The organism is Salegentibacter agarivorans, assembly GCF_900113135.1.
GTDB lineage: Bacteria > Bacteroidota > Bacteroidia > Flavobacteriales > Flavobacteriaceae > Salegentibacter > Salegentibacter agarivorans.
Genome location: NZ_FOOH01000025.1, coordinates 1 through 21,218, shown reverse-complemented (window position 1 = coordinate 21,218; position 21,218 = coordinate 1). Strand labels below are relative to the sequence as shown.

Below are 21,218 nucleotides of genomic sequence, written 5' to 3'. Positions count from 1 at the left end.
AGAACCTCAAGATGAGCTTTTCAGCCTTAAAAAATAAATATATAGACGTAAAGCTTATTTTGCTTTTGGCGGCCTTCTACACGTTATTCAACCTGGTATATTTAGGCAAACTGGCTTATATGCGCGCATTCATTTCCCGGGAAACCGTAGAATCCTGGCACGACATTATTATCCATAACTTGCTTATAGACTGGATTATTGTAGTGGTTTATATGAGCCTGATTGCGATAAGTACTAAGCGCCTTTTAGATAAAAACTATTCGTGGATAAAAATTTTTTTACTGCATACCTTATTTTCAATATTAATAGGGTTTGTAATTCGTTTTTTCTTTGATCTCTACGGAATTTTACTCGGGCTCATGACTTTTGCCGACTATAGTTTAAAAGCCAGTATAGACCGAATGATATTCGTAATAGATCTTAATTTTTTGATCTACTTTGCGATGATTTTTATCATCTACACCTATTATTATTTAAAACAGGTAAAAGAGACCGAGAAGCAAAAGACGCTACTGGAATCTCAACTTACCAATACGCGTATGAAGATGTTATCTTCTCAGCTACAGCCGCATTTTTTATTCAATACCTTAAACTCTATTTCGGTTTTAGTTGAAATAGATGCTAAAAAAGCCCAGGATACCATTGCAGATCTAAGCGACCTGCTTCGTGAAATTTTATACAGTAGCGAGAACTATAAAGTTACCCTGAGAAAGGAATTACGAATGCTGGACTATTATTTAAATATTCTCACTCTTAGGTTTTCAGATCATTTGATAATCGAGAAGAATATAGACGAAAGCCTGTTAGATCATTTAGTGCCATCACTGCTATTACAACCCATTATAGAAAATTCGGTTAAACACGGTTATTCTTACCATAATATACATTTAAAAATTGTGATCAATATTTTTAAATCCAGAGGGTTCCTGGTGCTTAGTGTATACAATAATGGAAAACCACTTACCGAAGAACAAGAAACTTTATTAGAAAAAGGAGTGGGGATTTCTAATATCAGGGATCGTTTACTTACGCTTTACGGAAAAGGGGCCAGTTTTAAAATACGCAATAAAGAGGCTGGAGTAGAAACCATAATAAAAATTCCCTTTTCCAAAACCTGATTATAAGCTTAAACGTTCCCCGTTTTTACTGGCAGATTCATATATTTTTTCCAGGATTATAATATCCTTTAATCCATCTTCCCCGGGAACCATTACTTTTTTATCATTGATAATTGCCAGGGCATCATCATCCATTTGTACAGCTTGCTGATTTTTCCCGAATGGAGCTAAAACAGTCCCATCGCTGGCTTTTCCTTTCACTCCGGAGTATGATTGGAAAGGTCTTAAATAATACCAGCCATCTTTGCAATCTACTTCAAGATTATTCATACTTTCTCCAAAACTGGTTCTGCAATTGGCAGTAATTCCGTTAGGAAATTCAAGATCAAAAACCGTAGTTTCATCAACTTCGTCAAAAATTTCTGGTCTGTTAATTATATGTTTTGCACTAACCGAGATTGGTTCTAAGCCAGTGGTATAGCGCGCTGCATTTAACGGGTAAACGCCCATATCATACATAGCACCGCCACCCATTTCTTTTTCCAGTTTCCAGGGATTCATAGGGTTTCCATAATAACCGGCTTCGGCTTTTAGGTTTTTCATACTACCAAAAGGTTTGGTTTCAGCCCATTTCATTAAGGTTTGCGTATTTTTTTCGTGCTGCATTCTATAACCAATGGAAAGTTTTACCCCATTTTTGTTACAGGCCTCAATTATTTGTCGGCATTCTTCCGAGGTTTTTGCCATAGGCTTTTCACACCAAACGTGTTTCCCTGCATTAGCGGCCTTAATTGCATACTTTGCGTGAAGCCCCGTGGGTACAACAACATAGATCACATCTATATCATCGTTATTGGCAATTTCATCCATATTATCATAATTATACACATTTTGATCTTTAATCCCGTATTTCTTTTGCCATACCGGTATTTTCTCAGGACTTCCGGTTACAATACCTCGTAACTCGCAATAATCGGTTTCCTGAAGCGCCGGTGCAAGTTGCCCGGTACTGTAGTTTCCAAGGCCTAACAGAGCTACGCCTAATTTTTCTTTATTTTTATGAAGTAGAAAATTGGGAATTGGAAGTGTAGTAGCGGCCACAAATAGCCCTGATTTTTTAATAAATGTCCTGCGATCTTGCATAATTATGTTTTTTGCCTGAACCCAAAAGTTACTCAAGCTTTTTTAAAATTTGCAGTCAAAAATTATATTTAACTATTTTTTAAAAACTGATTACCAGTGCTAAGTATGAATTTTCTTAACTTAAAAGTCAAATCAAAACCTGATTAATTATGAAAAAAATACTTTTTTTAACCGGTGATTTCGCTGAAGATTATGAAACTATGGTTCCTTTCCAGATGTTAGAAATGTTGGGCTACACCGTGCATACGGTATGCCCGGGAAAAAAGAAAGGCGACAAGATAAAAACTGCAATTCACGATTTTGAAGGAGACCAAACCTACACTGAAAAACCAGGTCATTTGTTTGAACTCAATTATTCTTTTGATGAGGTATTTGCAGACGATTATAACGGATTTGTAATGGCCGGCGGCCGGGCACCAGAATATCTTAGGCTGAATAAAAAAGTAATTGAAATCACTAAGCATTTCTTTGAAAAAGATAAACCGGTGGCTTCTATTTGCCACGCTATCCAAATTCTTACCGTAGCAAAAGTTTTAAAAGGCAGAACACTCACCGCATACCCCACAATTGGTCCAGAAATAGAACTGGTAGGAGGGAATTATAAAGAAGTTAAGCCTACTGAAGCAGTGGTAGATGGCAACCTGGTAACATCACCAGCCTGGCCGGGTCACGCCGCATTTATTAGAGAATTTGTAAAATTACTCGGGGCAAAAATTGAGATTTAAGATTGGGGCTTAACCACCCCTTTCTTCAGTTGCGCTGAATTCATTCCCCTCCTTGAAAAGGAGGGGAGGTTTTTTTATCTATCACTTTGCAAATTCAGTGATTTTTCCCTCAATAAATTCCTGAATTTCTTCCGGAGGGGTTTTAAAATCGAACCATTGTATATCGTGGTCTTTTCTAAACCAGGTAAGCTGTCTTTTTGCGAATCTTCGGGTGTTTTTCTTAATTTCTGAAACTGCCGTTTCAAGGGAAATTTTTCCTTCCAAGTAACTGAAAAGTTCTTTATAGCCTACGGTGTTTAAAGCATTTAAATGTTTGTGAGCAAAAAGTTTTTCTGCTTCTTCCAGTAATCCTTCATTTATCATTAAATCTACACGCCGGTTTATACGTTCATAAATTATTTCACGATCGGCAGTAAGACCTATGCTTATCGGGATAAAATCCCGCTGTGTTTTAGGCTGATTTAAAAAAGAGGAATATGGTTTGCCTGAAGTTATGCAAACTTCAAGCGCTCTTATAACTCGCTGCGGATTTTCAACATCGGCTATGTTATAATATTCAGGGTCGTATTTTTGGAGTTTCTTTTGTAAAGGAACCAATCCATTTTCCTCAAACTTTAAGTTTAAATTTTTCCTAATTTCTGCAGGAACTTCGGGAAAATAATCCAGGCCTTGCAGAACGCTTTTGGTGTATAAACCACTGCCGCCTACCATTATCACAACATCGTGATCCTGGAAAATTTCTTCTAATTTCTGAATCGCCTCAGCTTCAAAATCGCCCACATTATAAGCATCTTCAATAGAAATATGTTGAATAAAATGATGTTTAGCAGCCTCCAGTTCTTCGGTTGAAGGGACGGCGGTGCCAATTCGCATTTCTTTATAAAATTGCCGGGAATCTGCTGAAATTATTTCAGTATTAAACTTTTTAGCGAGATTAATGGCTAATGAAGTCTTGCCAATGGCGGTAGGCCCCAGGATGTTAATAAGGTAATTAGTGTTCATGAAGTGGTTTTCCGCAGTTATGGCAAAATTCAGCATCATCCATATGTTTGGTTTCGTTGCAATGCGGGCAAACCTGGGTATTGGTAGGAATCTTATTTTTTTGAGCCCGGGTAATTTCAGAAGTCACAATACCGGTTGGTACGGCAATAATTCCGTAACCTACAATCATAATAAATGATGCGATAAACCTACCAAGCGGAGTGATGGGGTGAATATCTCCAAATCCCACGGTAGTAAGGGTAACAATAGCCCAATAAATACTAAGCGGAATATTATCAAAACCTCCTTCTTCTCCTTCAACCAAATGCATTACCGTTCCCATAATTACACAAATAATAAGCACGGCAAAGAGGAAAACAATAATTTTTGGACGGCTGTTACGTAAGGCTAATAAAAGTCGGTTAGATTCGCCTATATAACGTGTAATCTTTAAAATTCTAAATACTCTAAGCAATCTTAAGGCTCTTACAGCAAAAAGTAAATTATGACCACCAAATAGAAAAGCCAGATAGGTGGGAAGGGTGGAGAGTAAATCTACAATACCATAGAAACTAAAAATATAATTTTTAGGTTTTTTAATAGCAATAATCCTTAAAATATATTCTATCGTGAAAATTATGGTAATGATCCATTCAGCAATATAAAAATGCCAGTAATACTTTAAGTTAAGGCTGCTTACGCTTTCCAGCATTACCAGGATAATACTTATGGCGATAACAACAAGTAGAGCAACGTCAAAAAATTTACCCGCCGGGGTATCGGCTTCGTAAATTATTTCGTGGATTTTAGATTTCCAGCCTGGTTTGGGTTGCGTTCTGCTCAAAAATAGAATTTTTAGGAATTATTCAAATTTAAGTAAATTGCTGAAGCATCTAAGTAAATTAAAATTTATTTAAGTAGCTGGCGCTAATGGTATAATTTTTAACCGCGAATTTCGGCGTAAATAGCTTTGAATAATATGTTGGGCATCGCGATCGTTTTTCATAGGGGTAATTATAGACCTAATAATATCTATATTATTAATCTGGTGGTTTAAATTGAAATATCCAATCCCCTTAAATTCACCATCTTCCACCAGCAATGCACTTTTTTCGTCTATATCACGACCACGATCTATAACCAGCATATGCTGGGTTTTATAAGAATGCTGATTGATTAATGCTCTCACTTTCTCATTGTAAGCTTCAGCCGATTCTTCTTTTATACAGGCTCCGTTGCATTTTTCTATGGTATAATTAAAGCAGTTTCCATTGCCTTTTTCAAGATTACAGAGCCTGGGGCAGAGTTCATATTTTGTTATCCACATCTCTAAAACGTTGCGAGCTCGCTTTAAAGAAGAAAAAGTAGTGATACTATTTTTCTTACCGGCACGACCAATTTTTAAATTAATATAACCATCTTCATCGGTAGAGTGATAGAGGGCGTGGCTAAATATATTCTTTTCTAAAACCTTATTGAATTTAGGCTTATTATGTTTTATCTCCTGATTTTCTTTTAAAAGTGCTGCCAGTTCGTTTCCTGTGGCTTCAAAACTAACCGAGCTAACTTCTTTTTGCATTTCACGAGCTTTACGCTGCTCATTGGTAAAATGCTGGGTAACCCGTTTTTTAATATTCCTGCTTTTTCCAATGTAAATAATCTCACCTTCTTCATTATGAAAGTAATAAACGCCCGTAATTCCCGGTAAATCTTCAAGGATATAAACAAGACGTGTATCTATTTGGCGTTTTGGCTCTAATTTTACCGCATCTTTTAGAATATTCTTTTCAATATCTTTTGCGAGTAGCATTTTAAAAAGCTTTACAGTTGCCTGGGCATCTCCACTGGCACGATGCCTGTCACTTAAAGGAATTCCCAGAGCTCTAACCAGTTTTCCTAAACTATAAGAGGCCTGGCCGGGAATAAGTTTTTTAGAAAGTTCTACGGTACATAGCGATCTTCTTTCAAAATCAAAACCAAGTCTTTTAAATTCGGTTCTAAGAATTCTATAATCAAATTTAGCATTGTGGGCTACCAGTACACAATCTTCTGTAATTTCTACAATGCGCCTGGCTACCTCGTAAAATTTGGGAGCATTACGAAGCATATCGTTATTAATTCCCGTGAGGTTTACCACAAAGGGTTGAATTGGCTTTTCGGGATTTACAAGGCTTATAAACTGGTCTACTACTTTTAAACCATCAAATTTATAAATTGCTATTTCTGTAATTCCTTCTTCGTTATATTTACCACCGGTGGTTTCTATGTCTACTACTGCGTACAAAAAATATTTTCTATCTCTTAATAATTCCTTTCACCAAAAATATCACTTCCTATGCGTACCATATTACTACCGCAATCTAAAGCGATTTTATAATCTCCGCTCATTCCCATAGAAAGGATATTCATATTTGAATATGTCGCTTTAAAATCGTTAAAAACCGATTTAAGATGTTCAAATTCTTTTTTAACCTGAGTTTCATCATCAGTAAAAGTGGCCATTCCCATAAGTCCTTTTACTTTTACCCGATCAAAACTTTTAAACTTTTCTGAATCTAATATTTCTTTAGCTTCTTCTGCTGAAATACCATACTTACTATCCTCTTCGGCAATTTTAATTTGCAAAAGACAATCTATAGACCGGTCATTTTTGTCGGCTTCTTTATTAATTTCTTTCAATAATTTTAAACTATCTACCGCGTGAATAAGGAAAACATAAGGCGCCATATATTTTACCTTGTTTCGCTGTACGTGGCCCACCATATGCCATTTAATATCTTTTGGAAGTTCTTCCCATTTATCAGTCATTTCCTGAATTTTATTCTCTCCAAAGTGTCTTTGGCCGGCCTCGTAGGCTTCTAAAAGATCTTCTGTAGGTTTGGTTTTAGAAATAGCCACTAAAGTGACATCTTCAGGCAGTTCAGTTTTATATTTTTTTATATTTTCAGAAATACTCATGCAATCAATTTTTAGTTGGTTTCAAACTCGTAGATGGTAAGGCCGTTTAAAAGTTTGGGTTCAATATAGGTGCTTTTGGGAGGCATGGTTAAACCTTCGTCGGCAGTTTCTTTTATTTCTTCAATACTTAAGGGGAGCATTCCAAAACCGACTGCAAATTCACCTTTATCTATACGGGTTTTAAGCTCAATTAAATCATTTTTACCGTGAATATAAGAAATACGCTTATCATTTCTAAGGTCTTTAATGCCCAAAATTGGCTGTAGCACTTTCTTATACAGAATATATGGGTCTAATTTAGTCAAAGAATCTCCAAATTCATAGTTTGTTTTTCGTAAATAAAGCGAATAAAATTCCCCGTCTAAATACATATTAAAATGATGCTTTTGCTGGGGTTTATAAACTTCCATCCCGTGGTTTTCAATTCTGAAATATTCATCCAGATGGATAAGAAATTCTTCTTTGGTATTCCCGTTTAAATCGGTAATGAGTCTGCTGTATTCGTGAATATTAAGGTTACTTTCTGAAATAAGGTAACTCATAAAAAAGTTATAAGGTTCTTTCCCGGTATGATTTGGGTTAGCCTTCCTGGATTCCTGCGCCAACAAATAGGAGGAAGCACTTCGATGGTGACCGTCTGCGATATACAAATGAGGCATTTGCTCAAATTCTTCCTGAATTTGCTTTAATAAATCAACCTGATCTATTTTCCAGAGATAATGAATTTCCCGGTTTACAGTGGCAAATTCATATTCGGCGCGAGTTTGCATAACCTGGTCAATAACCTCATTTATCTTAGAATTATCGGGATAGGTGAGCAGAACCGGCTCGGTATTAAAGCCCACTACTTTAAGATAATCCTTAAACAAAGTTTCACGGCTTGCAATTGTATCTTCATGTTTTTTAATGAGGTTATTCTCATAATCTTCGGCACTGGCAGCAGCAATAATACCACAACAAGTAGTTTCCCTGCTTACTATTTTATAAAGATAATAGGCCGGTTTTTCATCTTTTATAAATGAATTTTCTTCCCTGAATTCCAGGTAGCGATTTTTTACCATCTGGAAGCGCTGCCCACCAGTTATCTCGTGCTGAAATTTATAACCCGGATTCAGAATATGTAAAAATGAATACGGGTTATACTGCAAAATCGCTCTTATTTCAGCTTCAGTATAATCTTCAAAAGATTTTGTAGCTACAAGTCCGGCTTTGGCCCGTTGCGGCCTTACAGCTCTAAATGGAAGTATTTTTGTCAAATCTAATTATACATTTATTTAGCTGAATTGTGCTGAAACCTTTTCGGCTTTTTTACTTTCAGAATAGTCGTAAAAACCTTCTCCAGATTTTATTCCCAGTTTCCCGGCCATCACCATATTAGTCAATAGAGGGCAGGGTGCGTATTTCGGATTTTTAAAACCGTCGTACATCACCTCAAGGATAGAGTGACAAACATCTAAACCAATAAAGTCGGCTAATTGAAGCGGACCCATTGGATGCGCCATTCCGAGTTTCATTACTGTATCTATCTCTTTTACTCCCGCAACGCCATTATAATAGGTTTCAATCGCCTCGTTAATCATTGGCATTAAAATTCGGTTAGCCACAAAACCGGGATAGTCATTCGCTTCAACCGGAACTTTATTTAGTTTTTCTGAAAGTTCCATAATAGACGAGGTAACTTCGTTGCTGGTGCTGTAACCACGAATAATTTCTACCAGTTTCATAATTGGCACCGGGTTCATAAAATGCATTCCAATAACACGCTCTGGATTGGAAACTACTGAAGCGATTTTTGTAATAGAAATTGAAGAAGTATTACTCGCCAAAATGGTTTCGGCTGAACAATTTTCGTCCAGTTGCTTAAAGATATTCAGTTTTAAATCCTCATTTTCTGTAGCAGCTTCAACTACAAGGTCAATTTCTTTAACACCTTTAGGAATATCGGTATACGTGGTGATGTTGTTAAGCGTTGCTTCTTTATCTGCCGCACTTATTTTTTCTTTAGAAACCATTCGGTCTAAATTCCCCGAAATAGTTTTCATCCCCTTATCCAGACTTTCCTCAGAAATGTCTATAAGATTTACTTTGTATCCAAATTGAGCAAAAGTGTGGGCGATTCCGTTACCCATAGTTCCTGCTCCTATAACTGCTATATTTTTCATTTTGTGTGGTTTTTAAATGAATTTCAGCTTTAAAATCGACTGAAATAGTATTTATATTACTTACTAAAACTTTCAATAACTCCGTTGGCAACACGCAAGGCTTCAGCGCCCTGTTCTAGCGTTACTATTGGTGTGGTATTATTATTTATCGCGTCGGCAAAAGTTTCTAACTCGTCTAAAATGGCGTTGTTTGGAGAAACATTAGGATTATCAAAATAGATTTGTTTTTTTACTCCTTCTGCATTTTGCAAGATCATTGCGTAATCATCTTCTTTTTCGGGGGCATCTTTCATTTTTACCACCTCGCATTTTTTCTCCAGAAAATCTACAGAGATATAAGCGTCTCGCTGAAAAAACCTGGATTTACGCATATTTTTCATTGAAATTCGGCTGGCTGTTAAGTTGGCCACGCATCCGTTTTCAAATTCAATCCTGGCGTTGGCAATATCTGGAGTATCACTAATTACTGAAACTCCACTGGCATTAATGTTTTTCACTTTCGACTTTACTACGCTTAGAACAGCATCAATATCGTGAATCATTAAATCCAGAACCACGGGAACATCTGTTCCGCGCGGATTGAACTCTGCAAGGCGATGCGCTTCTATAAACATAGGATTCTCAATCCTGGAAGCCACAGCTCTAAATGCGGGATTAAAGCGCTCTACGTGGCCTACCTGGCCTTTTACGCCGTGTTTTTTTGCTAAAGCGATAAGTTCTTCGGCTTCAGCAAATGTGTTGGTAATGGGTTTTTCTATAAAAAGATGTTTGCCTGCCGTAATTGTTTTTTTTGCTACTTCAAAATGCGAAAGGGTAGGAGTTACTACATCTACCACGTCTACTGCCCCGATGAGTTCTTCTATAGTATCGAATTTTTTATAACCGAATTCCGCAGAAATCTTTTCCGCATTTTCTGAGTTGGCATCGTAGAAACCTACAAGCTCATATTTTTCAGATTGGTTGAGTAATTTTAAATGTATCTTTCCTAAGTGTCCTGCACCAAGCACGCCTACTTTCAGCATATTATTTAGCATTTTTCACAAAAATAGTATTTTGATTGCAAATAGTTTAGCAATAAAGAGGAGAATCTCCCCCGTTTTCGCTTGGCATCTTTGACTTCTAATGAGTATTTTTGCAGTTTAAAGGGTAAAAAAGTGATTGAAGATAACTATAGACATAAGGGAAAAAGACAGCAGTTGGTAAAAACCGTAAAGAAAAAGGGAATTACCGATAAAGCCGTTTTAGGTGCAATTGGGAAAATTCCCAGGCACCTCTTTATGGATAGTAGTTTTGAAGATCACGCCTACCAGGACAAAGCTTTTCCTATTGCTGCAGATCAAACTATTTCCCAACCTTATACCGTAGCTTTTCAAACCGAAAAACTGGAGATTGAAAAAGGAGATAAAGTTTTAGAAATTGGTACCGGTAGCGGTTATCAAACTGCGGTTTTATGTGAACTTGGGGCAAAAGTTTACAGCATAGAACGCCAGCGGGAGCTTTATAGAAAAACAAAAATGTTTTTGAATAAAATAGGTTATCGGCCTAAGCATCTTAGTTTTGGAGATGGATACAAAGGAATGCCAGATTATGCACCTTTTGATAAAATAATTGTAACTGCCGGTGCTCCTTTTGTTCCTAAAGATCTTTTGGGACAGTTAAAAGTTGGAGGCAGGATGGTAATTCCCGTGGGCGACGATGTGCAAACTATGACCCTTTTTATAAGAAAATCTCCAACAGAATTCGATAAAACCGAATTTGGACAATTCAGGTTCGTGCCTCTACTAGGGGATAAGAATTAATAGCAGTTTTTAAAAAGCTTTTCAATTTATCGTCATCCTGAATTCATTTCAGGATCTAAAATGATTTAATTTTTTCCAACCTAATAGATACTGAAACAAGTTCAGGATGACGTAAGAAAAAAGCCGGTTTAAGATATTTTAAACCGGCTTTTTTATGTATAAGCTTTTATTCGGTTATTTTTTCTTCTGTTGATTTTTTTGCTGTTCTGCCTGCTCCATCATTTCCTGCATTTTCCTGGTGAACTTATTCTGCTTTTTAGGCTTTTTCTTGTTCTCCTGGATCTTCGCGTGAATTTTATCTTCATCAATAATCACATATTTAATCACCAACATAATACCAATGGTAATTAGGTTAGAAGTGAAGTAGTATAATGAAAGTCCACTCGCATAGTTGTTAAAGAAGAACAACATCATTAGCGGAGACAGGTACATAATAAATTTCATATTAGGCATTCCCGGTTGCTGGGCTTGCTGCATACTTTGTCCCGTCGTCATCATCATATAAATAAAGATTGCGATAGATGCTAAAATTGGGAATAAACTCACGTGATCTCCATAAAATGGAATGTTGAAAGGTAACTCGGCTATAGTATCATAACTTGATAAATCGTCTGCCCATAAAAATCCTTTCTGTCTTAACTGGAAAGCACTTGGGAAGAACTGGAATAGGGCATAGAAAACCGGAATTTGCATTAAAGCGGGTAAACAACCACTCATTGGGCTGGCTCCTGCTTTGCTATACAGCTTCATAGTTTCCTGCTGCTTTTTCATTGCATTATCCTTATACTTCTCATTAAGCTCGTTAATTTCAGGTCTTAAAACCTTCATTTTAGCTTGGGATAGATAAGATTTGTAAGTAACCGGAGAAAGAACAATTCTCACTACAATGGTCATTACAATAATCGCGATACCGTAGCTTGGTAGTACTCCGCTTAAAAATGCGAAGAACGGGATAAATACATATTTATTGATCCACCCAAAAATACCCCAACCTAATGGTACAACTTCATCAAGGTTACGGTCGTAATCGTTTAAAATCTTATAGTCTGTTGGTCCGTAGTACCAGTTCATATTATAATTAAGCTCGCCACCATTTAATTCTAAAGGCAACTGTGCAGCAAAATCTTTAGTATAAACCGTATCTATTTCTTCGTCTTCAACAAGGTTTCGAGAAGTGAATTTACCTCGGCTAAAAGGAGTGTCGGTCAATAATATAGAGGTAAAGAAATGCTGTTTATAAGCAACATAAGTAATATTCTCGTCTTCCTGTTCTTCAAAATCACCGCTTCCTAAGTAATCATCATCACCCTCATCGTATTCATAAATAAGGTCGGTGTACCTATTTTCATAAGAAATACTTTTCGCGTGGCGGTAACCTTTTAGCTGCCAGTTCATATTAATATCTCTGGAGCTGTTAAATACATTATTTAGGCCCTGAGATCTAATACTAAAATCCAGCATATATTCACCTGGTTTCAGTACATAACGATATTCAAGGAATTCGTTTTCTGAAACTTTCAACTTCATTGAGATAATCTGGTTATCTCCATTTTGGGTTACTTCGGGTTCAAAATAAAGATTTTCAGTGTCTAAAGTTCTGCCGTCTGTGGTGGTAAAATTAATGTTGAAAGAAGCATTTCCGTCTTTAATTAAATAAACCGGAATAGAATCGAAGGTTTTATAATTGGTTAATCTTGCTTCTGAAATATATCCACCTTTATTGTCAATTTTAAGTTCTAAAACATCATTGGAAATGGTGGTCGTATTTTCTGTAGCCGATGGAAGACTTGCCGAATAGCCAAAAGCGCCCAAACGTTCGCGAGCCTGGGCAAGCGCAGTAGAATCGGCTCCAGGAGTTTGATTTTGTTGTGGTGGAGGTTGGTTAGCATCGGTATTGCCGGGTACTTCAACCTGTTCGGTTTCTTGCTGTGGTTCTACTTCTGCTTCAGAGGGGCTGTTGGTATACAACATCCAAAGTAAAATTCCACCAATAAGTATAAATCCAATTAAGGACTGAACATCAAATTTCTTTTCTTCCATGCTTTTCTAAACTATAACTTGCTTTTGGTCAATAAGTCGGCCACTTTTATTTTTGTGCCAGACTGGCATTTTTTCTTTTTTTCGAAAAATCGTAGGCAGCCTTAATAAAGGCGATAAAAACCGGATGCGGAGTCGCAACGGTACTTTTATATTCCGGGTGATATTGAACTCCCACAAACCAGGGATGCTCTTTTAATTCTATAACTTCTACCAGGCCGGTTTCAGGATTTATCCCCGTACTTAGCATTCCTGCTTTTTCCAGTTCTTCCTTGTATTTGTTATTGTATTCGTAACGGTGGCGATGTCTTTCTTTAATCTCGGTTTTGCCGTAAGCTTTTTGTATTTTAGAACCTTCGGTGAGTTTACAATCCCAGGCACCAAGTCGCATAGTTCCGCCTTTATGAGTAACCTCTTTTTGCTCTTCCATAAGATCTATAACCGGGTGTTTGGTTTTAGGATCCATTTCGGTAGAATTGGCAGTTTTTAACTTTAATACGTTTCTGGCAAATTCAATAACTGCCATTTGCATTCCTAAACAAATACCTAAAAACGGTAAATTTCGTTCCCGGGCATATTTTACTGCGTCTATTTTACCCTCTACACCACGTTCGCCAAATCCCGGCGCTACCAAAATTCCGTCTAAATTGGCGAATTTATGGTCTATAGTATTTTCATTTATAAATTCTGAATGAATGCTTTCTACATTCACCTTCACCTCATTTTCTGCTCCTGCGTGAATAAAAGCTTCTAAAATAGATTTATAAGAATCCTGAAGCTCAACATATTTCCCAATTAGGCCAATAGTAATTTCGGCTTTAGGATTTTTATGTCGATCTAAAAACTGGTTCCAGCGATCTAAATTTGGCGTTGTTTCATCGGGTAAGTGTAATTTCTTTAAGGTTACGGTGTCCAGGCCTTCTTTCAGCATTAAATTTGGAACATCGTAAATAGTAGCTGCATCAATACTCTGGATTACCGCTTCCTGCCTCACGTTACAGAAAATAGCCAGTTTACGGCGAATATCGTCTGAAAGTTCGTGCTCGGTTCTACAAACCAAAATATCGGCTTTAAGTCCGCTTTCCATCAAAGTTTTTACACTGTGCTGGGTTGGTTTGGTTTTTAGCTCTCCTGCAGCGGCAAGATAGGGAACAAGGGTAAGATGAATAATTAAAGCGTTTTCATCGCCTAATTCCCATTTTAACTGGCGAACTGCTTCAATATAAGGTAAAGATTCAATATCGCCTACAGTTCCTCCAATTTCAGTAATTACAATATCGTAATCGCCATTTTGACCAAGTATCTGGATGCGATCTTTAATTTCGTTGGTAATATGTGGAACCACCTGTACGGTTTTTCCTAAAAATTCCCCACGGCGTTCTTTTTCAATTACACTTTGGTAAATACGGCCGGTAGTTACATTATTTGCCTGGGAAGTATTAACGTTTAAAAAGCGTTCGTAATGGCCAAGGTCAAGATCGGTTTCGGCACCATCTTCAGTTACATAGCATTCGCCATGTTCGTAAGGATTTAAGGTTCCGGGATCTACGTTAATGTAGGGGTCGAGTTTCTGAATAGTGGTTCTAAATCCACGCGCTTGCAGTAATTTTGCCAGAGAAGCTGCTATAATTCCTTTTCCCAGGGAAGAAGAAACGCCGCCGGTGACAAAAATATACTTGGTTTCGGCCATCTTAAGAAGTGTTTGTTGCGTTGTTTGATTCAGGGCGCTAAATTACAAAGAAGAATAGAAAAGCCGTTAATTTTAAACCTAATATTTTTAAAGTTAAAACTCTGTTTTAGACTGAAGAATACTCAGGGTTTTGGAAACTTTCTTCTTATATCTCTAAGTAATTGTTCCATCCCATTGAGTTTAAGTTCAAACACCTCACTCATTTGCTGGCCAAGTTTGCCTTCTGGGAAACCTTTTTGGCGATACCAAACCAAATAATATTCGGGAATGTCGCTTAAATAATAGCCTTTGTATTTTCCAAAATGCATTTTAGCGTGTGCAAGTTCTAAAAGTGCTTTGTGGTTTGGTTTTAAACTCATTTACTCAATAATCGGGATGGTTTAGGAAATGAATGCCTCTTCAGTTCACGATTGTTTCAAAATCGGTTGGAGACGGGCAAACTTATTTTTGTTTAAAGGCTTTTCTATAAATTCTATAACCGCAGGGTATTCTTTCGCTTTATTACGGTCTACAGCACTGGTGCTGGAGGTAAGAATAATTATTCTATGTTCATGGCCTTTAGATTTTAATAAATCAAGAAACTCCCAACCATTCATTTCGGGCATATTTAGGTCTAAAAATATAAGCGTGTTTTGCCGTTCTTCCAGGTAAACCAAGGCTTCTTCGGGATTGGTGAAATCCACAACATCTTTATCGTAACCTTCTATTTCCAGGAGTTTTCGGGTAATAAAATTGGCTATGGGCTGGTCGTCTACCAGGATAATGGTGCTCATAACTTTTTTGCTTTTAGCTGGGTTAATTCCGAAGATGCCATTTCAATAACTTCTCTTAAAACCTTATCCATTTCTTCTGATGATTGTTTAAGTTTTGGTACGAGTTCTTCCCTGCAGGTTTTATCATCAAAAACTTCAAAAAGTTGTACTATACCCTGAATTCTCGATAAAGGTTCTCTCACATTATGAGCATTTAAAGCTGAAATATGCAATAATTTCTCATTTTTTTCAACCACTTCTTTAGTTCGTTCGGCAATAGTTTGTTTTTGATTTTCTACAATTTGATTGATCTTTTTATTCTGATTTTTAATGACGTCTAATGCCTGTAATAGAGACTGATTTTTATGATAAAGCTCTTCTTTCAAATAAATTTCCTGAAACTTAGCCTGGAAACTATCACTTATTAATTTCAGCATTTCAATATCGCCAACATCAAAAGCTTTATTCTTATCTGATATTAATGAAACAGTAAAATCTACATCCATTTTTTTAAAGCTCCAACACCATAAAGATGGAGACTCTAAAGCAGTAGAATCAATTTTTTCACTCAATTGAGACGGAATTTCTTCAGTTTTAACCGGAATATTATTTTCTAGAATCTGCAATTCGTGCGAAAGTAAATTTTCTTTTGAAATAAGTTCAAATTCACCTTGCGAATTACACTGGCAATAGACCAGGTAAGACCCCGCCTGGTTTATACTAATTCTAAAAAGATGAAAATTAAGCAGATATTTTAAAAAACGCACTGAAACCTGCGAAACTTCCTCCAAACTCTTACAACGATTTAAATTGTTGCTGAATTTAGAAAAAGTTTCATAGGTAATTCTATAAACCCGGGAAGTTCTGTCTTGTAGGGATTCCATAATCTTCGGACTTATTCCGGAGTTTCCAGCAATTCGTTGTCTATTTTAATCCCTGATACATCAGCAATAGTATTCAACATATTTACTAAATCGGCCTGGGCCATTAATTCCTGGATTTCCTTTTGAGAAAAACCTGCTTTTTCCAGTTCCTCAAAATCTTCATCTGAAACTTCGCTATGATTTAGCGCCGCATTAGTTACAATTTTAACGGCAGTTTTAAAACTGGCCGGCATAGAAGGAGAATCTATATTTTCTGTAGCTTTAAAACCTTCATCTTCAGAGATCATAGCGCTCATACTATCAGCGAAAATCCCGTGAGCATGCGAGCAATAATTGCAACCCCGTTCTTTAGATACATTGTAGATAATAAGTTGTTTAAGCACATTTGGAACTTCTCCTTCCATTAAAGTATTCTTTAATTTACTCCAGTTACCTTTTAATAAAGTAGCATTGGTGCCCTGGCATTTAAACCAGTTTAAAACAAAGGGAAGTTGAAGAGTTTTCTTGGTATCATCATAAATTTCCTGAACTTCAGGAGAGGCTTCATCATAGGAAACCATAGGGTAGCGTGCTGTAGAATTCATTCTGGTAATTGTTTATAATAGATTAGGGTTTTTTAAGGTTGTCCAAAATAAGTCAATATTTTAAAACGTCCTAAATTAATTTGGTGGTAATGGGCTTTTAACAACAGGCTGGTTTTATAATTTTAAATCAACAAATTTGAAAAGTATATTTTTGTGATAGATTTTAAAAAATGAAGTACCAGTACCAAATAAGAGTAAGCCCAGAAGAGGCTGCAAATCAGCATAAACTTACGCAAGCGGTTTCCCGCCACGGAGGCATAGCTCTAAAAGACATTACTTTTGTAAATATCTTAAAGCGATCTATAGATGCCCGGCAAAAGGCCATAAAGATCAATTTAAAAGTTGATGTTTATGTAAAAGAAGCATTTACAGAAGATAAAATTTATCTCCCAGATTACCAGAATGTAGCAAACAAAGAGGAAATTATAATTGTTGGTGCTGGTCCCGCAGGCCTGTTTGCGGCCTTGCGATGTATTGAATTAGGATTTAAACCTATTATTATTGAACGTGGAAAGGATGTTAGAACCCGTAGGCGCGATCTAAAAGCTTTAAATATTGAGCATATTGTAAATGAAGATTCTAATTACTGTTTTGGTGAAGGTGGTGCCGGTACTTATAGCGATGGCAAATTATACACCCGATCTAAAAAACGGGGTGATGTAGATAGAATTTTGAAATTACTTGTAGGTTTTGGCGCTACCCCAGAGATTATGGTAGAGGCACACCCGCATATTGGCACGAATAAACTTCCGGCGATAATAGCAGATATTAGGGAACTAATTATTAATTGTGGCGGAGAAGTTCTTTTTGAAACCCGGGTGACCGATATTCTGGTAGCGAATAATAAAGTTACCGGAATTAAAACCTTAAAAGGTGAAACAATTAATTCTAAAAAAGTTATCCTTGCCACAGGACATTCGGCCAGGGATATTTTTGAACTTTTACATAGAAAAAATATAAAAATTGAAGCCAAAGCCTTTGCGCTTGGCGTTAGGGTAGAACACCCACAGGAATTAATAGATAAAATTCAGTATAAATGTGATTCCAGGGGAGAATTTCTTCCACCTTCACCATATAGCATCGTAAAACAAATAGGAGGTAGAGGAATGTACTCCTTTTGTATGTGCCCCGGCGGAATTATAGCTCCCTGCGCTACCGCACCCGGTGAAGTAGTTACCAACGGTTGGTCTCCCAGTAAACGCGATCAACCAACCGCAAATTCGGGTATTGTTATAGAATTGAGATTATCAGATTTTAAAAATGCCGAAAAGAATCCCCTGGCAGCAATGGAATTCCAGAAGCAAATAGAACAAAAAGCCTGGTTAGAAGGCGGAAGCACCCAAAAAGTGCCGGCTCAACGCTTAGTAGATTTTACTCAAGGGAAAATTTCTACAAATTTGCCGGTGACTTCTTATAAACCCGGCATTACTTCAACCGATTTAAGTGAAGTTTTCCCAGATTTTATTCATAAAACTTTACAGGAAGGTTTTAAAGAATTCAACAAAAGTATGCGAGGTTTTTTAACCAATGAAGCCGTAGTTCACGCGCCAGAATCCAGGACTTCCTCCCCGGTAAGAATCCCGAGAGATCCTTATAGTTTTGAGCATGTACAAATAAGGGGGCTTTACCCCTGCGGGGAAGGCGCCGGTTACGCCGGCGGAATAATTTCTGCAGCAATAGACGGGGAGAGATGTGCCGAAAAATGCGTGGAGAGTTTACAGAATTCTTAGTATTTTGAAAGGTTAAATTATTGATAATTGTCAAGACATTAATAGTGTTGATTTTGGTTTTTTTTATCTTCATTTTTTGAAAACAACCACCATTAAAAATCAAGATTATGCCCATAGTAGGTTCCTTAATAAAAAGTCTTATAGATCTTCGTGATACTATTGTTTCTGAACCGGAAGCAGAAGAAGCCCAAAAAGAGGTACTTACAAAACTGCTTAAAAAAGCTAAAGACACCCAGTTTGGAAAACATTACGATTTTGAATCAATTTTAAAATCTGATGATATTCAAAAAACCTTTGCTGAAAAGGTGCCTTATTTTGATTATAACAAATTGGAGAAGGAATGGTGGCATAAATTACACGATGGTGAAAAAGACGTAACCTGGCCGGGAAGACCTCCATATTTTGCAGTGAGTTCGGGTACTACCGGAACAAGCAGTAAGCGAATCCCGGTTACCGATGAAATGCTGGAGTCTATTAGAAAAGCAGGAATCAAACAGGTTAGTGCGCTAAGTAATTTTGATCTTCCGCCAGATTTCTTTGAAAAGGAGATTATGATGCTGGGAAGCTCTACCGATTTGGAGAAAGAAGGAGACCATAAAGAAGGTGAAATTAGCGGAATTAGCGCAAGTAATATTCCTTTTTGGTTTCGCGGTTATTATAAACCCGGGGAAGAAATTTCAAAAATCGAAGAATGGGATGAGCGAGTTCAACGTATTGCCGAAAACGCTAAGAACTGGGATATTGGAGCCCTAAGTGGAATCCCCTCCTGGTTAGAACTTATGATGAAAAAGGTTATTGAATATAATAATCTTGATAACATTCATGATATCTGGCCAAACCTAAGAGTTTACGCTTCTGGCGGAGTTGCATTTGAGCCTTACGAAAAGAGTTTTAATGCTTTATTGGGCCACCCAATTACGGTTATTGATACATATTTGGCTTCCGAAGGATTTTTGGCAGTACAGGCAAGACCTGATACCAATGCTATGAAACTTATTCTGGATAACGGAATTTATTTTGAATTTGTTCCTTTTAAGGCTGAATATATTAACCAGGATGGTTCTATTGTTGGAGATGCCCCGGTAATTTCTTTAGATGAAGTTGAAGAAGAAAAAGATTACGTACTGCTTATCAGTACCGTTTCTGGTGCCTGGAGATATTTAATTGGGGATACTATTAAATTTACCGATGTTAAACGTAAAGAAATTCGCATCACCGGGAGAACAAAATTCTTTTTAAATGTGGTTGGTTCTCAACTTTCAGTAAATAAAATGAATGATGCCGTACAGGAACTCGAAGATAAATTTGATATTAAAATTCCTGAGTTCACCCTGTCTGCGGTAAGAATTGATGGTGAGTTTCATCACCACTGGTATTTGGGAACCGAAGGCGATACTCCAGAAGAAAAACTTAAAGAGGCTTTAGATGAATCGCTGAAAAATGCTAATAAGAATTATAAAGTTGCGCGTTCTAAAGCTTTAAAAGGCGTGAAAGTAACTAAAGTACATCCCGATATGTTCCCTGAATGGAATGCCGCTAATAAGAAAAAAGGCGGGCAGGTGAAAATGGAAAAAGTTATGGACGAGGAGAAATTTGCAAAGTGGGAAAAGTTTGTAAAAGAACAAAAAGCCTAATCGTCGTCTTCGTCAATTTCATCAATTAAAGCCATAATTTCTTCCTGTGAGAGGTAAAGTTTTTTGATTCTTGCCTTATAGGCATCAGCAAGGTGGGTGTGGTTTAAAATAAAATCTTTAGTGGCTATAATATATTTTCCAAGTCCGTGGTTTACTGCATAGGTATCTGCGGCTCTTTCAGCTTCCTGAATATATCTTTTTGAAGTAAGGTATTTAATTCCAAACCATACCATATTCGCTGCACTACGTTCACGATAATCCATAATGTGCCCCAGCTCGTGGCCAATCCAGCCAATAAGAACTTCTGACGGAACATTTTTTACATCAAAGACTTCATCTTCAATTTTAATGTGTTCGCTTATCATTACAAAGTAAGATCGATTCTTTTTATTCTTTAATAATCCCGAAACTTTGGGCTGCGCTTGCATAAAAGATTTCTGAATCTTCTTTTTAAATTTGAATTCAATTGGGGTATCTCTTAGCTCGGGGTAGTGAGAAAGTGCTACATAAGTTTCCCTCCAAATTTCATCGGGTACAATTTTATTTTCAAACTTTAAAGTATCTTTTTGTTTCATTTGTTCCTGGGCATAAATCGCACTCCAATTCCATTGGCAAAATAGAATTGCTGTGATTAATAAAAAATATGTTTTAAGTATAGAATTCAATTTGGACTGTTTCTGTATAGAGCTAAAAATATAGTAAACCTGCTGGTTTCGCCAAGAAAGTTCTTATAAAATAAACATAAAAATGAGGCTGTCTGAAAAGGCAGCCTTTCTTGTTGGATTATTTTGAGGTTTTTATTATTTTCATGTAATGAAAGCTAAAGTTGTATTTAAGACCTATAACCAGTCGCAGTTAAGTCTTTTACCTCCCAGTTATGATGATTTGGTTCCTGTAAATCATCCCGTTAGAATCGTCAATACGATTATTGATCAAATCGACATCGCTGACCTGGAGCGAAGTTACAAAGGAGGTGGTACTTCCAGTTACCATCCCCGGATGCTTCTTAAGGTGATCATCTATGCGTACCTGCGCAATATGTATTCCTCTCGTAAGATAGAACAGGCTCTTCTGGAGAACA

Annotated in this window: 21 protein-coding genes; 6 read left to right on the top strand and 15 right to left on the bottom strand. The window is 36.9% G+C overall.

Annotation, left to right across the window (positions count from 1 at the left end; genetic code table 11):
• The first annotated feature begins 11 nt into the window (after positions 1-11).
• Positions 12-1,118 carry a sensor histidine kinase gene (locus BM084_RS15455; RefSeq protein ID WP_093305899.1) on the top strand — a complete coding sequence of 369 codons (1,107 nt, stop codon included), beginning with the start codon at positions 12-14 and terminating at the stop codon, positions 1,116-1,118.
• Here the strand turns inward: BM084_RS15455 and BM084_RS15450 are convergent, their stop codons facing one another.
• Complete coding sequence (locus BM084_RS15450; protein ID WP_093305897.1) at positions 1,119-2,201, bottom strand: Gfo/Idh/MocA family protein; 1,083 nt, start codon at positions 2,199-2,201, stop codon at positions 1,119-1,121. It lies immediately after the preceding gene.
• Between the two features lie 149 nt (positions 2,202-2,350).
• On the opposite strand from BM084_RS15450, the gene BM084_RS15445 reads away from it, so the two are divergent.
• Positions 2,351-2,926: a DJ-1/PfpI family protein gene (locus BM084_RS15445; RefSeq protein WP_093305895.1), complete on the top strand. Its 576-nt coding sequence runs from the start codon at positions 2,351-2,353 to the stop codon at positions 2,924-2,926.
• An 81-nt stretch (positions 2,927-3,007) separates the two neighbouring features.
• Here the strand turns inward: BM084_RS15445 and miaA are convergent, their stop codons facing one another.
• The 7 genes from miaA to BM084_RS15410 form a co-directional block, all read right to left on the bottom strand.
• Entirely contained in the window at positions 3,008-3,928 is a 921-nt protein-coding gene (miaA, locus tag BM084_RS15440) for a tRNA (adenosine(37)-N6)-dimethylallyltransferase MiaA (RefSeq protein WP_093305893.1), read from the bottom strand.
• Entirely contained in the window at positions 3,918-4,751 is an 834-nt protein-coding gene (locus BM084_RS15435; protein ID WP_093305891.1) for an ion transporter, read from the bottom strand. The genes miaA and BM084_RS15435 overlap by 11 nt, the downstream gene beginning before the upstream one ends.
• A 69-nt stretch (positions 4,752-4,820) precedes the next feature.
• Positions 4,821-6,191 (bottom strand): exonuclease domain-containing protein, encoded by a 1,371-nt coding sequence (locus BM084_RS15430; RefSeq protein ID WP_093305889.1) that lies wholly within the window; start codon positions 6,189-6,191, stop codon positions 4,821-4,823.
• 17 nt (positions 6,192-6,208) lie between these two features.
• Positions 6,209-6,865 carry a YggS family pyridoxal phosphate-dependent enzyme gene (locus BM084_RS15425; protein ID WP_093305886.1) on the bottom strand — a complete coding sequence of 219 codons (657 nt, stop codon included), beginning with the start codon at positions 6,863-6,865 and terminating at the stop codon, positions 6,209-6,211.
• Between the two features lie 11 nt (positions 6,866-6,876).
• Positions 6,877-8,121, bottom strand: a complete 1,245-nt coding sequence (locus tag BM084_RS15420) for a DUF1015 domain-containing protein (protein WP_093305883.1) — start codon at positions 8,119-8,121, stop codon at positions 6,877-6,879.
• Positions 8,122-8,139: 18 nt separating this feature from the next.
• Positions 8,140-9,027, bottom strand: coding sequence for a 3-hydroxyacyl-CoA dehydrogenase family protein (locus tag BM084_RS15415; RefSeq protein WP_093305881.1), 888 nt, complete (start codon positions 9,025-9,027; stop codon positions 8,140-8,142).
• A gap of 56 nt (positions 9,028-9,083) precedes the next feature.
• A complete protein-coding gene (locus BM084_RS15410) occupies positions 9,084-10,049 on the bottom strand; it encodes a Gfo/Idh/MocA family protein (RefSeq protein ID WP_093305952.1) in 966 nt (321 codons plus the stop codon).
• Positions 10,050-10,184: 135 nt separating this feature from the next.
• On the opposite strand from BM084_RS15410, the gene BM084_RS15405 reads away from it, so the two are divergent.
• Positions 10,185-10,826, top strand: a complete 642-nt coding sequence (locus BM084_RS15405; protein WP_075327996.1) for a protein-L-isoaspartate(D-aspartate) O-methyltransferase — start codon at positions 10,185-10,187, stop codon at positions 10,824-10,826.
• 174 nt (positions 10,827-11,000) lie between these two features.
• Here the strand turns inward: BM084_RS15405 and yidC are convergent, their stop codons facing one another.
• The 6 genes from yidC to BM084_RS15375 all read right to left on the bottom strand — a co-directional run bounded on the left by yidC (position 11,001) and on the right by BM084_RS15375 (position 16,773).
• A complete protein-coding gene (gene yidC / locus BM084_RS15400) occupies positions 11,001-12,866 on the bottom strand; it encodes a membrane protein insertase YidC (protein WP_093305878.1) in 1,866 nt (621 codons plus the stop codon).
• Positions 12,867-12,912: 46 nt separating this feature from the next.
• The gene (locus tag BM084_RS15395; protein WP_093305876.1) at positions 12,913-14,553 is read right to left on the bottom strand and encodes a CTP synthase; all 1,641 of its coding nucleotides are present in this window, start codon (positions 14,551-14,553) and stop codon (positions 12,913-12,915) included.
• Positions 14,554-14,675: 122 nt separating this feature from the next.
• Entirely contained in the window at positions 14,676-14,912 is a 237-nt protein-coding gene (locus BM084_RS15390; RefSeq protein WP_093305874.1) for a DUF3820 family protein, read from the bottom strand.
• Between the two features lie 45 nt (positions 14,913-14,957).
• Entirely contained in the window at positions 14,958-15,326 is a 369-nt protein-coding gene (locus BM084_RS15385; RefSeq protein ID WP_093305872.1) for a response regulator, read from the bottom strand.
• Positions 15,323-16,189, bottom strand: a complete 867-nt coding sequence (locus tag BM084_RS15380; RefSeq protein WP_093305870.1) for a histidine kinase — start codon at positions 16,187-16,189, stop codon at positions 15,323-15,325. Before BM084_RS15380 ends, BM084_RS15385 begins: the two co-directional genes overlap by 4 nt.
• A gap of 11 nt (positions 16,190-16,200) precedes the next feature.
• Positions 16,201-16,773 carry a carboxymuconolactone decarboxylase family protein gene (locus tag BM084_RS15375; protein WP_093305868.1) on the bottom strand — a complete coding sequence of 191 codons (573 nt, stop codon included), beginning with the start codon at positions 16,771-16,773 and terminating at the stop codon, positions 16,201-16,203.
• A 170-nt stretch (positions 16,774-16,943) separates the two neighbouring features.
• On the opposite strand from BM084_RS15375, the gene BM084_RS15370 reads away from it, so the two are divergent.
• Both BM084_RS15370 and BM084_RS15365 read left to right on the top strand, forming a co-directional pair.
• Entirely contained in the window at positions 16,944-18,503 is a 1,560-nt protein-coding gene (locus tag BM084_RS15370) for an NAD(P)/FAD-dependent oxidoreductase (protein WP_093305866.1), read from the top strand.
• 107 nt (positions 18,504-18,610) lie between these two features.
• Positions 18,611-20,137 (top strand): GH3 family acyl-acid amido synthetase, encoded by a 1,527-nt coding sequence (locus BM084_RS15365; protein WP_093305863.1) that lies wholly within the window; start codon positions 18,611-18,613, stop codon positions 20,135-20,137.
• Here BM084_RS15365 and BM084_RS15360 read toward each other — a convergent pair.
• Positions 20,134-20,802: a M48 family metalloprotease gene (locus BM084_RS15360; protein WP_394333653.1), complete on the bottom strand. Its 669-nt coding sequence runs from the start codon at positions 20,800-20,802 to the stop codon at positions 20,134-20,136. The two genes, BM084_RS15365 and BM084_RS15360, sit on opposite strands and share 4 nt — an antisense overlap.
• A gap of 148 nt (positions 20,803-20,950) precedes the next feature.
• Between BM084_RS15360 and BM084_RS15355 the strand changes: the two genes are divergently transcribed.
• On the top strand, positions 20,951-21,218 hold a 268-nt coding region (locus BM084_RS15355; RefSeq protein WP_143083673.1), incomplete at its 3' end, for a transposase.

Excerpts from the sequence above, each read along its gene's own strand:
- BM084_RS15455 (WP_093305899.1), top strand. The coding sequence starts at position 12 with ATGAGCTTTTCAGCCTTAAAAAATAAATATATAGACGTAAAGCTTATT.
- BM084_RS15450 (WP_093305897.1), bottom strand. The coding sequence starts at position 2,201 with ATGCAAGATCGCAGGACATTTATTAAAAAATCAGGGCTATTTGTGGCC.
- BM084_RS15445 (WP_093305895.1), top strand. The coding sequence starts at position 2,351 with ATGAAAAAAATACTTTTTTTAACCGGTGATTTCGCTGAAGATTATGAA.
- miaA (WP_093305893.1), bottom strand. The coding sequence starts at position 3,928 with ATGAACACTAATTACCTTATTAACATCCTGGGGCCTACCGCCATTGGC.
- BM084_RS15425 (WP_093305886.1), bottom strand. The coding sequence starts at position 6,865 with ATGAGTATTTCTGAAAATATAAAAAAATATAAAACTGAACTGCCTGAA.
- BM084_RS15415 (WP_093305881.1), bottom strand. The coding sequence starts at position 9,027 with ATGAAAAATATAGCAGTTATAGGAGCAGGAACTATGGGTAACGGAATC.
- BM084_RS15410 (WP_093305952.1), bottom strand. The coding sequence starts at position 10,049 with ATGCTGAAAGTAGGCGTGCTTGGTGCAGGACACTTAGGAAAGATACAT.
- yidC (WP_093305878.1), bottom strand. The coding sequence starts at position 12,866 with ATGGAAGAAAAGAAATTTGATGTTCAGTCCTTAATTGGATTTATACTT.
- BM084_RS15395 (WP_093305876.1), bottom strand. The coding sequence starts at position 14,553 with ATGGCCGAAACCAAGTATATTTTTGTCACCGGCGGCGTTTCTTCTTCC.
- BM084_RS15390 (WP_093305874.1), bottom strand. The coding sequence starts at position 14,912 with ATGAGTTTAAAACCAAACCACAAAGCACTTTTAGAACTTGCACACGCT.
- BM084_RS15385 (WP_093305872.1), bottom strand. The coding sequence starts at position 15,326 with ATGAGCACCATTATCCTGGTAGACGACCAGCCCATAGCCAATTTTATT.
- BM084_RS15380 (WP_093305870.1), bottom strand. The coding sequence starts at position 16,189 with ATGGAATCCCTACAAGACAGAACTTCCCGGGTTTATAGAATTACCTAT.
- BM084_RS15375 (WP_093305868.1), bottom strand. The coding sequence starts at position 16,773 with ATGAATTCTACAGCACGCTACCCTATGGTTTCCTATGATGAAGCCTCT.
- BM084_RS15370 (WP_093305866.1), top strand. The coding sequence starts at position 16,944 with ATGAAGTACCAGTACCAAATAAGAGTAAGCCCAGAAGAGGCTGCAAAT.
- BM084_RS15365 (WP_093305863.1), top strand. The coding sequence starts at position 18,611 with ATGCCCATAGTAGGTTCCTTAATAAAAAGTCTTATAGATCTTCGTGAT.